Origin of the sequence: Winogradskyella litoriviva, assembly GCF_013249065.1 — a bacterium.
Lineage (GTDB): Bacteria > Bacteroidota > Bacteroidia > Flavobacteriales > Flavobacteriaceae > Winogradskyella > Winogradskyella litoriviva.
This window is the reverse complement of sequence record NZ_JABRWQ010000001.1, coordinates 13,428-28,662: the sequence shown is the minus strand read 5'-3', so window position 1 is coordinate 28,662 and position 15,235 is coordinate 13,428. Positions and strand designations below refer to the sequence as shown.

At 31.9% G+C, this 15,235-nt stretch carries 15 protein-coding genes; 6 read left to right on the top strand and 9 right to left on the bottom strand.

Annotated elements, in window-relative coordinates; genetic code table 11:
* Positions 1-78: 78 nt before the first annotated feature.
* The 3 genes from yiaA to HNV10_RS00100 all read left to right on the top strand — a co-directional run bounded on the left by yiaA (position 79) and on the right by HNV10_RS00100 (position 2,544).
* On the top strand, positions 79-570 hold the full coding sequence (gene yiaA, locus HNV10_RS00110; protein WP_173299306.1) for an inner membrane protein YiaA: 492 nt from the start codon (positions 79-81) through the stop codon (positions 568-570).
* A gap of 95 nt (positions 571-665) precedes the next feature.
* Positions 666-1,961 carry a DUF2157 domain-containing protein gene (locus tag HNV10_RS00105; protein WP_173299305.1) on the top strand — a complete coding sequence of 432 codons (1,296 nt, stop codon included), beginning with the start codon at positions 666-668 and terminating at the stop codon, positions 1,959-1,961.
* A gap of 10 nt (positions 1,962-1,971) precedes the next feature.
* Positions 1,972-2,544 (top strand): GDYXXLXY domain-containing protein, encoded by a 573-nt coding sequence (locus tag HNV10_RS00100; protein WP_173299304.1) that lies wholly within the window; start codon positions 1,972-1,974, stop codon positions 2,542-2,544.
* Positions 2,545-2,618: 74 nt separating this feature from the next.
* On the opposite strand, the gene HNV10_RS00095 is transcribed toward HNV10_RS00100, so the two are convergent.
* From HNV10_RS00095 to HNV10_RS00070, 6 genes are all read right to left on the bottom strand, one after another.
* Positions 2,619-5,105: a zinc-dependent metalloprotease gene (locus tag HNV10_RS00095; protein WP_241695432.1), complete on the bottom strand. Its 2,487-nt coding sequence runs from the start codon at positions 5,103-5,105 to the stop codon at positions 2,619-2,621.
* A 92-nt stretch (positions 5,106-5,197) separates the two neighbouring features.
* Complete coding sequence (locus HNV10_RS00090) at positions 5,198-6,193, bottom strand: hypothetical protein (protein ID WP_194240995.1); 996 nt, start codon at positions 6,191-6,193, stop codon at positions 5,198-5,200.
* Positions 6,194-6,269: 76 nt separating this feature from the next.
* A complete protein-coding gene (locus tag HNV10_RS00085) occupies positions 6,270-7,391 on the bottom strand; it encodes a T9SS type A sorting domain-containing protein (protein WP_173299303.1) in 1,122 nt (373 codons plus the stop codon).
* A 130-nt stretch (positions 7,392-7,521) separates the two neighbouring features.
* Complete coding sequence (gene lysS, locus HNV10_RS00080) at positions 7,522-9,210, bottom strand: lysine--tRNA ligase (RefSeq protein WP_173299302.1); 1,689 nt, start codon at positions 9,208-9,210, stop codon at positions 7,522-7,524.
* A gap of 109 nt (positions 9,211-9,319) precedes the next feature.
* Complete coding sequence (locus HNV10_RS00075; protein WP_173299301.1) at positions 9,320-9,727, bottom strand: DUF1573 domain-containing protein; 408 nt, start codon at positions 9,725-9,727, stop codon at positions 9,320-9,322.
* Between the two features lie 109 nt (positions 9,728-9,836).
* Positions 9,837-10,895: a LuxR C-terminal-related transcriptional regulator gene (locus HNV10_RS00070; protein WP_173299300.1), complete on the bottom strand. Its 1,059-nt coding sequence runs from the start codon at positions 10,893-10,895 to the stop codon at positions 9,837-9,839.
* A 110-nt stretch (positions 10,896-11,005) separates the two neighbouring features.
* On the opposite strand from HNV10_RS00070, the gene HNV10_RS00065 reads away from it, so the two are divergent.
* The 3 genes from HNV10_RS00065 to lipB are packed head-to-tail and all read left to right on the top strand — an operon-like array spanning position 11,006 to position 12,715.
* Positions 11,006-11,164, top strand: coding sequence for a YqaE/Pmp3 family membrane protein (locus HNV10_RS00065; protein WP_173299299.1), 159 nt, complete (start codon positions 11,006-11,008; stop codon positions 11,162-11,164).
* A 53-nt stretch (positions 11,165-11,217) separates the two neighbouring features.
* The gene (locus HNV10_RS00060; protein WP_173299298.1) at positions 11,218-12,024 is read left to right on the top strand and encodes a hypothetical protein; all 807 of its coding nucleotides are present in this window, start codon (positions 11,218-11,220) and stop codon (positions 12,022-12,024) included.
* A complete protein-coding gene (lipB, locus tag HNV10_RS00055) occupies positions 12,017-12,715 on the top strand; it encodes a lipoyl(octanoyl) transferase LipB (protein WP_173299297.1) in 699 nt (232 codons plus the stop codon). Before HNV10_RS00060 ends, lipB begins: the two co-directional genes overlap by 8 nt.
* A gap of 18 nt (positions 12,716-12,733) precedes the next feature.
* Here lipB and HNV10_RS00050 read toward each other — a convergent pair whose 3' ends face one another.
* From HNV10_RS00050 to HNV10_RS00040, 3 genes are all read right to left on the bottom strand, one after another.
* Complete coding sequence (locus HNV10_RS00050; RefSeq protein WP_173299296.1) at positions 12,734-13,474, bottom strand: YoaK family protein; 741 nt, start codon at positions 13,472-13,474, stop codon at positions 12,734-12,736.
* Positions 13,475-13,618: 144 nt separating this feature from the next.
* Positions 13,619-14,062, bottom strand: a complete 444-nt coding sequence (locus HNV10_RS00045) for a hypothetical protein (protein ID WP_173299295.1) — start codon at positions 14,060-14,062, stop codon at positions 13,619-13,621.
* Between the two features lie 63 nt (positions 14,063-14,125).
* Positions 14,126-15,175: a nucleoid-associated protein gene (locus HNV10_RS00040; RefSeq protein WP_173299294.1), complete on the bottom strand. Its 1,050-nt coding sequence runs from the start codon at positions 15,173-15,175 to the stop codon at positions 14,126-14,128.
* Between the last annotated feature and the right edge of the window lie 60 nt (positions 15,176-15,235).

Genomic DNA, 15,235 nt, shown 5'->3' with positions numbered 1-15,235 from the left:
CAGTTTTTATGAAATTGTGGTTTTCAGAACCTTGTTCTTTATCTGAAATTTGCATCATAATCATTAAAACAAAACATTATGAATTATCAAACAACAGTTTCGTTAAAAGACGAAGAAAACGTAAAATCTAAAAAGAAAGAAAAGAAAATGTATAATCATAAACCTACACCTGCTTTTATTGGAGCATCATGGTCTGCCTTACTAATAGGTATGGTTGCTTATTGTGTTGGACTTTGGAACGCAACAATACAGCTCAACGAAAAAGGCTATTATTTTACCATCTTATTATTTGGTTTATTTTCTGTTATCTCAGTCCAAAAAGCGGTTAGAGATAAATTAGAAGGTATACAAGTCACCGAAATGTATTTTGGTATTAGTTGGTTTACGTCAATCGCGGCTATTGTTTTATTAGCAATTGGACTTTGGAATGCTACCTTAGAGTTAAGTGAAAAAGGGTTCTACGCCATGTCATTTATCTTAAGTTTATTTGCAGCTATTGCTGTACAAAAAAACACGCGAGATGTAGCTTACATTAATAACGAATTAGAAACAAAAACAGACGAAGATTAGTTTTGATGATGGGTTAGTTAATAACCTCAAACCTCACAACTATTTGTAAATTGTTGTGAGGTTTTAAATTAACTAGTTTATAAAATATAAAGCTTATGAAATCGAAACTAAAAAACGACTTAACAGAACTTATAGATCATAATGTAATTTCTCATGATGTTGCATTAAAAATTTCTGATTATTACGAATCTAAATCTAATAGCCATTCTAATCCTTTATTTACTATTTTCGGCATTTTAGGTTCTTCATTAGTAGGTTTAGGTATTATATTAATCTTAGCTCATAATTGGGACGACTTTTCTAGATCCATAAAAACGATGTTTGCATTTTTTCCATTGGTATTAGGGCAAATTGTTTCGGGTTATTCAATTCTTAAAAAGAAAAGTCAGGCTTGGAAAGAGTCTTCTGGTACATTTCTATTTTTTGCAATAGGAGCCTCAATTGCTTTGGTGAGTCAGGTCTATAATATTCCTGGTGACTTAAGTAGTTATTTATTAACCTGGACTGTATTAGGCCTTCCTTTAATTTATGTGCTTAACTCTAAAGCTGTAGCTATGTTAGTTGTAGTTTTTTCAACTTATTATGCTTGTGAATTAGGTTATAGTTATGGAAACGGCAGTGATGCACCTTGGTTATATGTCTTATTACTATTAGCAACAATTCCTTTTTATGTTAAGGCTTTAAGGGATTCTGTAAAAGCAAATGCAACTGCAATTTTAAATTGGTTGTATGCAATAAGCTTAATTATTGTATTAGGCGCATTTATAGAAAATGATTGGTCATTAGGATTTGTGATGTATGCCATGTTATTTGGATTGTATTATAATTTAGGACAACTCAATGTATTTAGTAATCATAAACTAAGACGGAATAGTTTTGTAGTAATTGGTTCTTTGGGTTCTATAGTTATTCTAATGATATTAAGTTTTAATATGATTTGGAAAGAGATTGAAAGAGAACTAATAAATCTTAATTCTCAAGAAATGATGGTTTCTGCAAGTTTGTTTTTAGCCGCTATAGCTTTATTAATTTATTCTCGTTTGCAAAAGAATCCGCCTAAATTCAATGTGTTTCAGTTTGTATTTATTTTATTCTTAATTGTATTTGCGGTTGGAAGCAAAAATGCAAAATTAGGCACAATTGCTACTAATTTAATTATTCTAATTTTTGGAGTATTCGCTGTTAAATTAGGCGCAGAGGCATCAAGGTTTAGTATTCTAAATTATGGATTGTTAATTATTGCAACAGCTATTGTGTGTCGTTTTTTTGATACAGAAATGAGTTTTGTTTTAAGAGGAGCACTGTTTGTAGCAGTAGGACTTGGGTTTTTTATAACCAATTATATGATGTTGAAAAAGCAAAAATCTAAAAAACATCTAAACATTAATTAAAATCTAACACATGAAAACTATATATGTATTTTTAATATTTATGGCAGTAGTACTGATACAATTATTAGTGCCTGCAAAAATGATTTATGATAAAGAAGATGTTCTTAAAACAGGAACCGTCTATAAGTTTAAAACGCAGCCTATTGATCCTAATGATCCCTTTAGAGGGAAATATGTAACACTGAATTATGAATTACGCTCATTACAAACCGAAGATTCAACTTGGCAACGAAAAGATAAGGTGTTCATTGCTATAGAGAATGATAGCTTGGGCTACGCGAAAGTGAAACGTATAACTAAGTCCGAAGAAAACCTTAAGGAGGATTATATTGAGGTAGAAGTAGATTATTTTGATAGTTACTCTAAAGTGGTGCATTTCAATTTGCCTTTTGACCGATATTATATGGAAGAAACTAAAGCAAAACCAGCAGAAGATGTCTATAGAAAATACAACAGAAGAAATGATTCTTTAAGTGTTACATATGCTTTGGTTGCGATTAAAAATGGTGATGCAGTCTTAAAAGATGTTTATATCAATGATAAATCTATTCATTATTATATTGAACAGGAAACTGAAAATTAATAGGCAATGTTTTAATAATAAAAAAGGCTTCAAGATAACTTGAAGCCTTTTTGTATTTCAATATGGAACTAAAATTATTTAGGGTCTAAAATAAGATTAATTCTTTCAATGGCATCAGCAATATGTATTCTGCTCATAGAATCACCTCCACGTGCATTACGTAATTGGCTGCGCAATGTTTTTAATTCTGCTCTTACAACCGCTTTAATATCAGATTGACTTGTGTTAACAGCAGTAGATTTTTGGTAGCCTCCAAAATTTGGTGCTTTTCTTTGATTCTCTGCGTTCATTAAGAACTCTAATCTGTCAATGTGAGCACGTTGCAAATTACGACGGTATGTATCTATTTTTTTACCAGTTCTTAACTCGCTCCAAATACCAGTTCTAAGATCCTTCATCATATCTGTTAAAGCATAAGCTTTATTGTCATAAGTATAAGCTTCTGTTAATCGCTGCATTTTTCCTAAGCTTAAAACAGTATTCAATGTTCTTGCTTGTAAAGCTCTAATACGCTCAACAGAGCCAGAATATTCTATACGGTCAAAAATAGTTTTATCTAATAACCATGTTGGTGTATCAAATATATTTTCTTGTAAAAAGGCCATTGCTCTCTTCTGGTGTTCTTTTGGTACTGCGGTATAAACGGCACCTTCTTGGTCTGCAGTTTTATACATCTCATAAACACCACCAATATTATTAGCAACATGTCCCATGTAACGGTTAAACTGTGATACTACGTGACCATACATTTCTTCTAAATCATCATAATCTTCGCCAGCTTCTGTAGTCCATTCTATTAAGTTTGGTACAATACGTTTTAAGTTTTTAATTCCGTATTCACTTGCTAACATAGCATCGTCACCTAAATCTTCAGTTTGAGAACTTGGATCGTGGATATCACCAACTTGTTGGTGACCAAATCGGTACATTGGGTCTCCTGCATGGTCCATAATCCACTGGTTAAGAATTGGTTTTTCTTCTTCAGCAGTTTTGTCTAAAATAGGTCTGTAACCCCAAGCAATTGCATACTTATCATAAGTACCAATGTCTGGCATTAATGCAACACCTTCATCACCTGGTTGTGCAACATAATTAAAGCGTGCATAATCCATAATAGATGGTGCTGTACCATTTTTTTGAGTAAACTCCGCATCTCTTAATTTCTCAACTGGGTAGGCAACACTACTTCCCATATTATGAGGTAAACCTAAGGTGTGTCCAACCTCGTGAGCAGATACAAAACGAATTAAACGTCCCATAACTTCATCCTTAAATTGAGGACTCTGCGCATCTGGATTTATAGCTGCTGTTTGTACAAAGAACCAGCCGCGTAATAAAGACATTACATTGTGGTACCAATTGATGTCACTTTCTAAAATTTCTCCTGTTCTTGGGTCACTTACGTGTGGTCCATTTGCATTAGGAATAGGTGACGCTAAATAACGTACTACAGAATAACGAACATCTTCTGGGCTCCATTCTGGGTCTTCTTCTACAGTTGGTGGATCCATAGCTATAATAGCATCTTTAAATCCTGCTGCTTCAAATGCAACTTGCCAATCTTCAATACCTTGTTTTAAGTATTTTCTCCATTTTTCTGGTGTAGCTCTATCAATGTAATAAACAATTTGTTTTTTTGGAACTACTAGTTCACCACGCTTAAATTTTTCAATATCCTCGTCTTTAACTTCTAATCTCCAACGATCTAAAAACACTACAGATTTACTCTTTTGGTCTTCTAAACCGTAATCTGTTTGGTTGCTGGTAAACCATCCAACGCGTTCATCAAAATAACGACGTTTCATTGGGTTGTCTGGTAACAAAATCATTGAGTTATTAATTTCAATAGAAATTGATCCTGTACTAGAATTTGACGGTGGTCTTCCTGAAGCATAAGTTTTTACGTGTCTTGCTTCAATATTTCTAGGGTAACTTTTTATAGTTTCAATAAATGATTTATCACTTTCTAAACGCGATACTTTGTATGGTGTTCTTCTAAATTGTGGTAAGCCTAAAGACTTTACATCCTTTTCAAATAGAGGTGTAGCGTCAATTACCACATTTGACGAATCTTTGCTAAATGCAGCAATAGGAAAAGTAAATAGAACAGGCTCGAAGTTAGAATTCATAACAGCTTCTTTAACCGGAAGCGAATCTGCAGCTACAACATTGTAAGATACTACTCTTAATACAATCTTTTTGCCTTTTTTCTCCCAGCGTAAAACTTGTTCATTTTGTTTACCTCCACCAAATCCAAGTCCAGCAGCAGTTTTAGAAATACGAGTTACCATCAACATTTCACGGTTAAACAGAGAATCTGGAATTTCGTAATAAAATTTATCGTCTACAGTATGAACTGTAAATAAACCTGCATCACTTTTTGCATCTTTAGTAATGACTTTGTTATAAGGTTTTGGGTCGTTTTTACCAGGTTTTTTTGCTGGTGGTTTTGCCATTGCTGTGGCATCTTTTTTAGATTTTCCGGCTTTTTTTGCAGTAGAGCAAGAAAATGCCAAAAAAGCAGAAACTACAAAGAGTAGTTTGATAGATAAATGTTTCAAATTAGTCGGTTTTAATTAATTTGGATGAAAATACGGATTCTATTAAGAATCTGTTAAATTTAAAACCGATTTTAGTATTTATTTAACGCCTATTAATTAAGGGTGTTTAAGTAACTTTGAACTAAATCTAAACCTTCTGTATGTCGCATAGAGGTTCCGATGTATGGCATGCTTATGCCTTCTAAGAAAAATGAAATTCTATAATCAATAAGCGCAACCTGCTCTAAGATTTTACTATCTTCTAATGTGGTTTCAAAAGCTAAATTTAGTGTAGACTCATCTGCACATGTGCCACCTGGTATATGGCAATGGGCACAATTAATATCTATGTATGCTCTAGCTCTGGTTTCTAAACTAAGAGAGGGGTCTTCCCAATTTGGTAAACTTCTAACAGAACTACTACTCATTACACCTGTTAATTGTTGGTTATTTATAAATTGTTCTAATTGATTTACGCCGTTTACATTAAAATTCATAGACCTTAACTTTGGACCTATTGGTAAAATTCTATCGCTATTACTGTGGCAAGTATAACAGTCTGTACTAGATGGAATTTTATAAGATGTTGGGTTGGCGTTTCCGTCTGTATCAATCCAAGTAATTGGCACTGTACTGCCTTCAGAATCTAAAATAGCATCAGTTTGCGTTTCGTTCCATACATAATTTCCTGTTTCCCAATTGTTATTTATTTTTATAAGAATACGTGTTTCAATGATGGTTTTTCCTAAAGTTAAATCGCGTTCATCTACATTGTAATAAAAGGTCTTTGCGATGACTGTATTATCCGGAAAGATTGGTAAGCCGTCTCCATTATATTGAAGACTTGTACCTTCTGGTAATGCAATAATCCGTTGTTTGTGTGCGTAATCTGAAAAAAGTGTTGTGTTAATATTATACTCAAAGGCTTTTTCGGATATGACTAATTCATTTAGGTTACCTTCAAAAAGATTAAGTTCAGATAAGTTGGTTTTAAACTCAGCAACCACATCTGGTGTTACAACAGGTGTTATAGCGTCGTCTTCCTCACATGAAAATAAAAATACTAAAACAACTAGAAGACTAAATAAATTTTTGAATTGAATAGGCATAGGTTGAGGTTCAGGTTTGTGGCTAATGTACAAAAAAGATATAATTCTATAAATTTTAAGCGTTTTGAAAAGAAACTCAACCTTTTATAAATTTGAAACTTTCTAACTGATTTTTAGAATTTTTAATGGTTAATACATAAATTCCTGAGGATATATTTATTAAATCTATTCGATTGGAAGTGTCTAAATAATTAGATTTAATCTGTCTGCCAGAAACATCATAAATAGCATATTCAGAATTTTCTAAAATAGTATCTGAAATAATATGTAATTGGTTGTTTGCAGAATCGGTTACTAATTTGGTTGTTAGTTTTAAATTTTCTTCAATTGACAAGGCTTGTCTACCATAAGTAATTGTACTTAAGTAGCCATTATGAAGATATAATATGGAGTCAGAGCCAGTGCCTACAATTTCAAATGTATAAATATCCTCGTTATATCTATGGAAAAAATACGCGTATGAGGATTCAAAATATTGCTCATCCGTAGTGTTACAAGTTAAAAGTGTCCAACCTATATTTCTTATAACTATAGAATTGGTCTGTATGGGATTATTATATGAAGCATTGAATCCATTACAAGTTGAACTGCCATAAACGTTACTTTGTCCGTTTATAATTTCATCAGAAAAAGTAATACTTAAACTTGGGTCAAAAGTGTTTTCAAATAAAAGATCATATTCCCAAATGGAATGTATAAACCATTCGCCACTTAAAACGTTGGTCGTAGCGTTTTCCCGTCCTAAGTATATAACCTCACCTAGACTATTGGTGAAACTTAGGTTGTATAAATTATTTGAAAATGTATAAGTTAAACTACCAGGCTGCTGTAAAATTGCAAAGAATAAATTTTCGAAATCAGTTTCTTCTGTGGTTGTACAGGTATTATCCGTTGAGTCAAAATAAGGGATAAGCGTAATAAATTCTGTTGTGAATTCATGGAAATAAGACGTAAATGAGTTGCAAATACCGTTACCGTTAATATACCTTCCCCAATACGGATCGTATGGTCCTGCTGGTGGACTGGCATCAAAAACATCAAAATTAATGTTTGGAGGCGTTGTAACAGTTGCTGGTAAACTAATGGTGTTTCCGTTAGATTCCAAAGAAATCACGTTCCAATTACCTGTGATGTTCTGTGAGTTTAAGATTAATGCGAAAAAGAATAATAAGCCGAATGTTACGTAGTTTTTTACCATACTTTATGTTATTGAAGTTGGGTATGTAAAGTGTTGGTAATAAATATACTAAGATTATAGGTTGAATCCTAAAAAAAAAAGGAACTACCAATTGATAATTCCTTTTCTTAAGAATATTATATAATGTAGATTATACTAACTCTACAAACAAACCATCATCGGTTTTTTCAACTTTAGTTAAGCCGTGTTTGCCTAAGCCTTTAATCCCTTTGTCCCAACCTTTATTACTTAAACCAGATTGCGATTTTAAGGCTACTAAATCCATTCGTTTTTCAGTTTTTAAAACCTCAAGAATTGCTTTTTCATTATCGCTTAAGTCTACCTTTTTCTTTTCTGGTCGCATCTGTGGAAAGAATAATACTTCTTGTATACTTTGGTTATTGGTTAAGAACATAATTAGACGATCCATACCAATTCCCATTCCAGATGTTGGAGGCATTCCGTATTCTAGCGCACGTAAAAAGTCGTGATCTATAAACTCAGTAGCTTCGTCATCACCTTTTTGAGCTAGTTTTAATTGATGCTCAAAACGTTCGCGCTGATCAATTGGGTCGTTAAGCTCAGAGTATGCATTTGCAATTTCCTTACCACAAACCATAAGCTCAAAACGCTCAGTTAATTCTGGGTTTTCTCTATGTTCTTTACATAAAGGACTCATTTCTTTAGGGTAATCTGTAATGAAGGTTGGTTGTATGTAGTTGCCTTCACATTTTTCACCAAAAATTTCATCAATTAATTTCCCTTTACCCATAGTCTCATCAACTTCAATATGCATGCCTTTTGCAGCTGCTCTTATTTCGTCTTCAGACTTATTGTAAATATCAAAACCAGTGAATTCTAATATAGAATCGCGCATGGTAATACGCTTATATGGTGCTTTAAAGTTTATTTTGTGTTCTCCAAAAGTAGCTTCAGAAGTTCCATTAACGGCAATTGCACAATGTTCTAAAAGTTGCTCGCAGAAATCCATCATCCAGTTGTAATCTTTGTACGATACATAGATTTCCATGGCTGTAAACTCCGGATTATGCGTTCTATCCATACCTTCATTTCTGAAGTTTTTAGAAAACTCATAAACACCATCAAAACCACCAACGATTAATCGTTTTAGGTATAGCTCGTTAGCAATTCTCATGTACAATGGAATGTCTAAACTGTTATGGTGAGTAATAAATGGGCGAGCAGCTGCACCTCCAGGAATAGGCTGTAAAACTGGCGTTTCAACTTCAAAATAACCAGCATCATTAAAAAACTGACGCATGGCATTAAACAATTTTGTACGCTTTATAAATACTTCTTTTACATGCGGATTTACCACTAAATCAGCATATCGTTGTCTATATCTTTGTTCTGGATCGGTAAACGCATCATAGGTTTTGCCGTCTTTTTGTTTTGGTATTGGTAATGGTTTTAGAGCTTTGCTTAAGAGTTTAAAATCTTTAACCATAACCGTTTTTTCACCAACTTGCGTTGTGAAAAGTGTACCTTCTATACCAACAAAATCACCTAAATCTAGTAATTTTTTAAACACATCATTGTATAATGATTTGTCTTCTCCTTCGCAGATTTCGTCTCTATTAAAATAGACTTGAATACGACCTTCGCTATCTTGCAATTGCGCAAAAGATGCTTTTCCTTGAATGTTAATTGCCATTAAACGACCAGCAATGATTACCTGTTTACCTTCTTCGAAGTCAGATTTTATCTGTTTAGAAGTATGATTAACGGGAAATAAATCCGCTGGATAAGGGTTAATCCCTAAAGCTCTAAGCTTTTCTAACTTTTGGCGTCTTACCAATTCTTGTTCTGAAAGTTGCATTCTTATTATTTTTGAAGTGCAAAATTACGTTATTTCTTTTAAGTACAAAACAAAGAAAACTGCTAAGTTTTATTGAGACCTAGCAGTTTTAAGTTTGTTAATTAACCTCTTATTTTGCAGCAACAATCTTACCTTTAATTTTCAGAATTTTATTTCCTCCTTCTGAATTTGAAGTTACTGTTATTGTTTTAATAAAAGCGCCAAGTCTTTTTGTATCGTATTTTATACTTAATTCTCCAGTTTCTCCTGGCTGGATAGGTGCTTTTGAATAACTTGGAACTGTGCAACCGCAACTTGTTTTTACCTTTGTGATTAATAATGGCTCATCACCTGTATTTGTGAATAAGAAAAGTCTTGTGCCATCTGAATGTTGGGTAATTGTTCCGTAGTCTATAACTTCGGTTTTAAATTTTACAATGGCGACTTTGGTACTGTATTTACCATATTCGGTTGGTGCTACGCTAAAAAAACTTAGCGTTAAAACTAATAAGATTGCAATGTTAAATGTTCGTTTCATGATAAAATGTTTTTATGATTTATATGAAAGCAAACATCTAGGAATTTAATGAAAATACTAAAAAACAATGGTTGGAAATTGGTACTAGTACCTGGTTCTAATTTTTTAACTACTTGTTAAACAGGGATTTTGTATCGTCTCGAGATTGCACATTTAATTTTTTATAGATGTTATTAGTGTGTGTTTTTACAGTACTAACACTTAAAAACAGTGCTTCTGCAATATCTTTATTTGTTTTATCTAATAACAAATGCTCTAAAACCACTTGTTCTTGTTTCGATAATTTTGATTTTAATTCTTCAATTTTAGAAGAATTTCGTTTCCAAGATTGATAAAAGAAGTAAATGTTTGTTAATACTGAAAGTCCTAAAAAAGCATAAAGTAAAAAACTCCAATTATTATATGCGTATTTTCCGTTTGCAGCCGCTAACATATATCGATCAGCTTCTAATTCGTTAATATATTGCTTGGTATATGTTGCATTAGGGTAAGTGTTTTGTAATCTTAATTTAAGATTATCGTAATAGTTGTTTCGTTTTAAGTCCTCTACATAATAGCTATGTAAGTCACTACTTCTATCAGATAAATATGTGTAGATATAAAGTTCTGCTAATGGTTCGTCTAAGGATTCTCCAAAGTTTTGAAGTGTTTTAAACCACTTTTTGTTATTCAGTTTACGGTTCGCTTCGCTTCTAAATTCGCCATAAGCAAAACGCATATCGTTTTTTAATGAATCTATTTTTATAAATGCACTGGCTTTTGGATTGTTAGATTCTATTTGGCAAAATACTTGGTCTTCAAAAGAAAACGGTAGTTTTAAAGAGTCTGTGTTTTTAGCTATAAATAAAAGTGCTTCGCTATCACTACAATGACCATTAAAGTGATTAATTTCTTGTTGAATATCTGAACAACGATCTACGTGTATGCGATAAATTCGGTTTTCATTGTCTAGAATATTGCCTTTAAATTCAAAATAACCAGTAGAATCTGCAACTGTTTTTGCAATGATTTGTTCTGAATAGACACCAGACATTTTTCTGTAATCTTCTACAATTGAGAGGTAGACAGAGCGATCCCATTCTTCTGGATTTGTATAACCCGAAAAAGAATATTGAGCCTTACAAACCGAAGATATGGCTAAAAAGACGAGAAGAATTTTTATTCGCATAGAACGAAACTACATAATTTTATTTTGATTTCAATGAGAGGAATTCACAAAAAGTGTAACATTTTAAATAAAGATACGTCCTATTTATACATCAAATCATTAAATAAACTATGAGTATCTGGCGTGTTATTCTTTCCATTATATTTCCACCTTTAGCGGTTTTTGATAAAGGTTGTGGATCTATTCTAATTACATTCATTTTATGGATTTTTGGATGGGTTCCTGGCGTAATTGCCGCATTGGTTATTCTAAATAATCCAGAACGTTAAAAACCTACTTTTTCGTTACCTTTGTATCTTATTAATCTATAAAGTTTCTGATTATGAAAAAAATAATTTTACTAATATCTTGTATAGCATTTTTTACAAGTTGTAATGTTACAGAATCAATTGTTTTTAATGAAAATGGATCAGGTCAGTTTTTAATAACTTACGAAATGGGAGATGCTGTAAAAGCCATGACCCAAGCCATGGGTGGAAATACTGCTGATTCTGAAAAGGAAAAAGATAATAAAGTAATGGACACTACAATAGTTTTTGCCGACATTATGGAAACTTATAAAGATAGTGTTGCAGCTCTGCCTAAAGAGAAGCAATTAGCTTTAGAAGCCGTTAAAAATATGTTTATGAATATGCACATGAATGAAGAAGAAGGTGTTATGAACATGGGAGTTGGTCTCAATTTTAATTCAATTGAAGAGTTAAAAGATATTAATGAAAAAATTAGAAATGCGCAAAGCTTAAATTCTCAAGGAGATCAAATGGATTCTATGAAGGAAAATTCACCATTAGGAAATTTCTTTGGTAGTGAAAATAATAAAACGGGTTATATTTTAACCGATACAGGATTTAGTAGAGTTACAGAAGTATCTGTTTTGGAAGGAGATGGAGATGAGTCTGTAGAAAAGTTGTTTAATGAGGAAGATGAAAGTAACCAAGAGTTTTTAGATTATTTTGAAAATGCTTTTTATAACGTAAAATTGACTTTCCCTAAAGCTGTAAAAACTATTTCTATTGAGAATGTTGAGTTTTCTGAGGATAGAAAAACAGTGACTTATAAAACAAATTGGATAGAATACTTAAAAAATCCGATGTTATTAGATGTAAATGTAGAGTTTGTAGATGAATAAAACCGTTCAATTAAAAGATTTAGGAACAAAAGATTTTAAAGAAACTTGGGATTACCAAGAAACTCTTTTTAAAGCCATTTTAGATACAAAAATTAAAAACAGAAGGGAAGATGCTGGTTTAATAACCGATAATCATTTTCTGTTTGTAGAGCATCCACATGTTTATACATTAGGAAAAAGTGGCGATTTGTCAAATCTACTGCTTTCTGAGGCGCAACTAGCCGAAAAAGGAGCTACCTTTTATAAGATTAATAGAGGAGGAGATATTACTTACCATGGTCCAGGTCAAATTGTTGGTTATCCTATTTTAGATTTAGATAATTTTTTTACCGACATACATAAATACTTACGATTTTTAGAAGAAGTTATTATTCTTACTTTGGCCGAATATGGTTTAAAAACAGAACGTAGTCCTGGAGAAACGGGTGTTTGGTTAGATGTTGGGACACCTTTTGCTCGAAAAATATGTGCCATGGGAGTAAGAGCAAGTCGATGGGTAACTATGCATGGTTTTGCGCTAAATGTCAATGCAGATTTGGGTTATTTTGATAATATTATTCCATGTGGCATTCGTGGAAAAGCAGTGACCACTTTAAATAATGAATTAAAGGTTGATTTAGTTAATGAGGACGAAGTAAAAGCTAAGATTTTAAAGCACTTTGAGGTATTGTTTGAAGCTGAATTTGTCTAGATTAAGCAATATAAGAGCCTAATAATTTTTCCTTTGGTTATATCTTCTTTTAGTTCTAATTAAACTATACCTCATGTCGTCATAAAATAAACTGGCAAGTAAAAATATTGCTCCAATTATTAGCGTATATAGTTTAAAGTCTAATCTCGAGTATAGAAATCCACCAATAAATCCACCAAGAAAAAAGAAACAAATAATATATATCCTAAGTTTAATAGTAGATTTTATGTGTTTTGTATTTGGGTGGGTTTTAGGAAAGAATAATTGTGAAAGTTCAATCCCTAAATCGGTGAATAAGCCTGTTAAATGCGTTGTTCTTACCACAGCATTAGAAATTTTTGTTACTAAAGAGTTTTGAAGTCCCATGGCAAATAATAGCGAGCACACAATCAGGTCTGAATATTGAGTTTCTGCTAAATTTGTAAATAGACCAATTGATGTTAAAATTAGACATTCAATTAGTGTTGGTAGAAAAAACACATTTAGTTTTTTATTATCTCTAAATTTTTCAATTAAAAAACTAGATAAAAAAGAGCCAAATAAAAAGGAAAAAATATATAGGAAATATACAGTTCCTTTCCAGAATTCAAAATTGGCAACATCACTTATAAACAGCGCAAAATGACCTGTAACATTCGTTGTTAATTGGCTGAAAGCTAAAAATCCTGTAACATTTACTATACCAGCAACAAAGGATAGTATTGTTGCAATTTGCAGATTGTGCTTTAAGGTTCTGCTTTTACCTTGGTGTCTAAACATTGTGTTTACATTTTGTATGGATGGATAACAATCTTAACCTTTATTAATAATGAGGTTTTAGATTAAGACAATGAAGTGCATGTAATGGTTTAATTTTGAATCTTTTATAGTGTAACAAAAGCAATGTATTCGACAAAAATAATATTAGTTTTCTTTAAATTCTTCAGAAAATGAATCATCCCATTTAAAGGCATTTACAATCCAACCATTATCATTTTTGTAATAGGTGAATATTAATCTAATGGCGCTACTATTATATCTTATTAAATAAGTTTCCCTAATTGCAATATCTGATATTGTTTCATTTTTAACTTTAACGTTTCCAATAGATTCGCCAAATCTTTGCTCTATGATGTTAAGGTATTTTATTGTTTTCTCTTCAATAGCCATTAATTCGTTTTCTGGCATTGGCCAATATGGAATTAAAGCATCAAAAGCTTCAGTTATTTTGTTTTGATAAAACAATGAAACCACCTTGTCTGATAGTTCTTGAGTTTCTTTAACGGTTTTGAGGTGTTTTTCTTGTGCAAATAAACTAATGCTTATGGCAGAGAATAGGAATGTAAGAATTAAGTTCTTTATGGTCATTTTCTTGTTTGTTTTTTAATTTGCTTTACAATTTAAGAATAATTACTGCCTCTAGATGATAAATTACGTTTCATCATTAAAAAACACTTTGTAGAAATGCATTTTCTTTTCTTCATCATAGCCACGCTCTAGATATTCTGCAGAAGCATCTGGTGCATCAACATCTAGTTTTATTTGAATATTGGTGTCTAATTTTATCTCTGTTTTAATCTTTTGTTTTTGCTTTTTTAGTGCAATTTCAGAAACATCAAACTGGTTTCTAATGAGAACTTTATTGTCTGTTTCGTAATTTTTTTTATAATCTTCAAACATTTGAATATGGTCTTCTTCATCAAAAACTTCTTCTTTAAAAGTTTCAATGTTTACGATTTCATTTTCTTTGAAAAAGTCTACCGTTTTTGCTAAAAAATTACTCTGCTCTTGGCCGCCAAAATTAGGTTGTAATACTTCTTTAGAAAACTCTCTGCATAATTCAATGCAATTTTTGGTATGTTGGTTGCTATCGTCTGGATATCTAATGTTCAAGAAGCTTTTAATCCAGTATTGCGTATCGTATGTATTATTGTCTACACTAAAGACTATTTTGCCTTCCATGTCAGAGGTATTTAATATTAAACAACCCTTATCTACTTTCTTTGCTTGAATGCCTTTTTGCACTAAAATGTCGTAGTTGTTATCTTCTAAATAGGTTTGAAAAAATTCGGTTTTATTTTCAATTTTAAAGATGCCAATCGCGTCTGTAAAAAAATCTTCATATTGAATATTTTCAAAATGACAAATAAGGACGTCTCCAGTTTTAATTTGTGCAGAATTACTTTGCTCAAATAAGTGTGTTACAATATGTTTAGAGATGTCTACAAAATCTACATCATCTTTAAATAGTTGCTCACTGTAGGTGTTAATTTCATTGAGTCCAACGTCACTGTGATGATGAAATCTATAGTTTTCTGCAACACTTACAAATGGTTTTAAGAGATAGGGTAACATTAAATTGTATGTCGCTTCATCAAAATGGACAATTGCATCGGAAAATGCATTTTTAGTACCGTTAAATTTATTTCCAACTTTGTGGATAATGCAACTTTTGATTGATGCTTTATGTCTTTTTATCATAAGGAAAAATTAGGCTTACTATGTAAGTTTTTTAATATTACAAAGTATAAGATTTTAAAG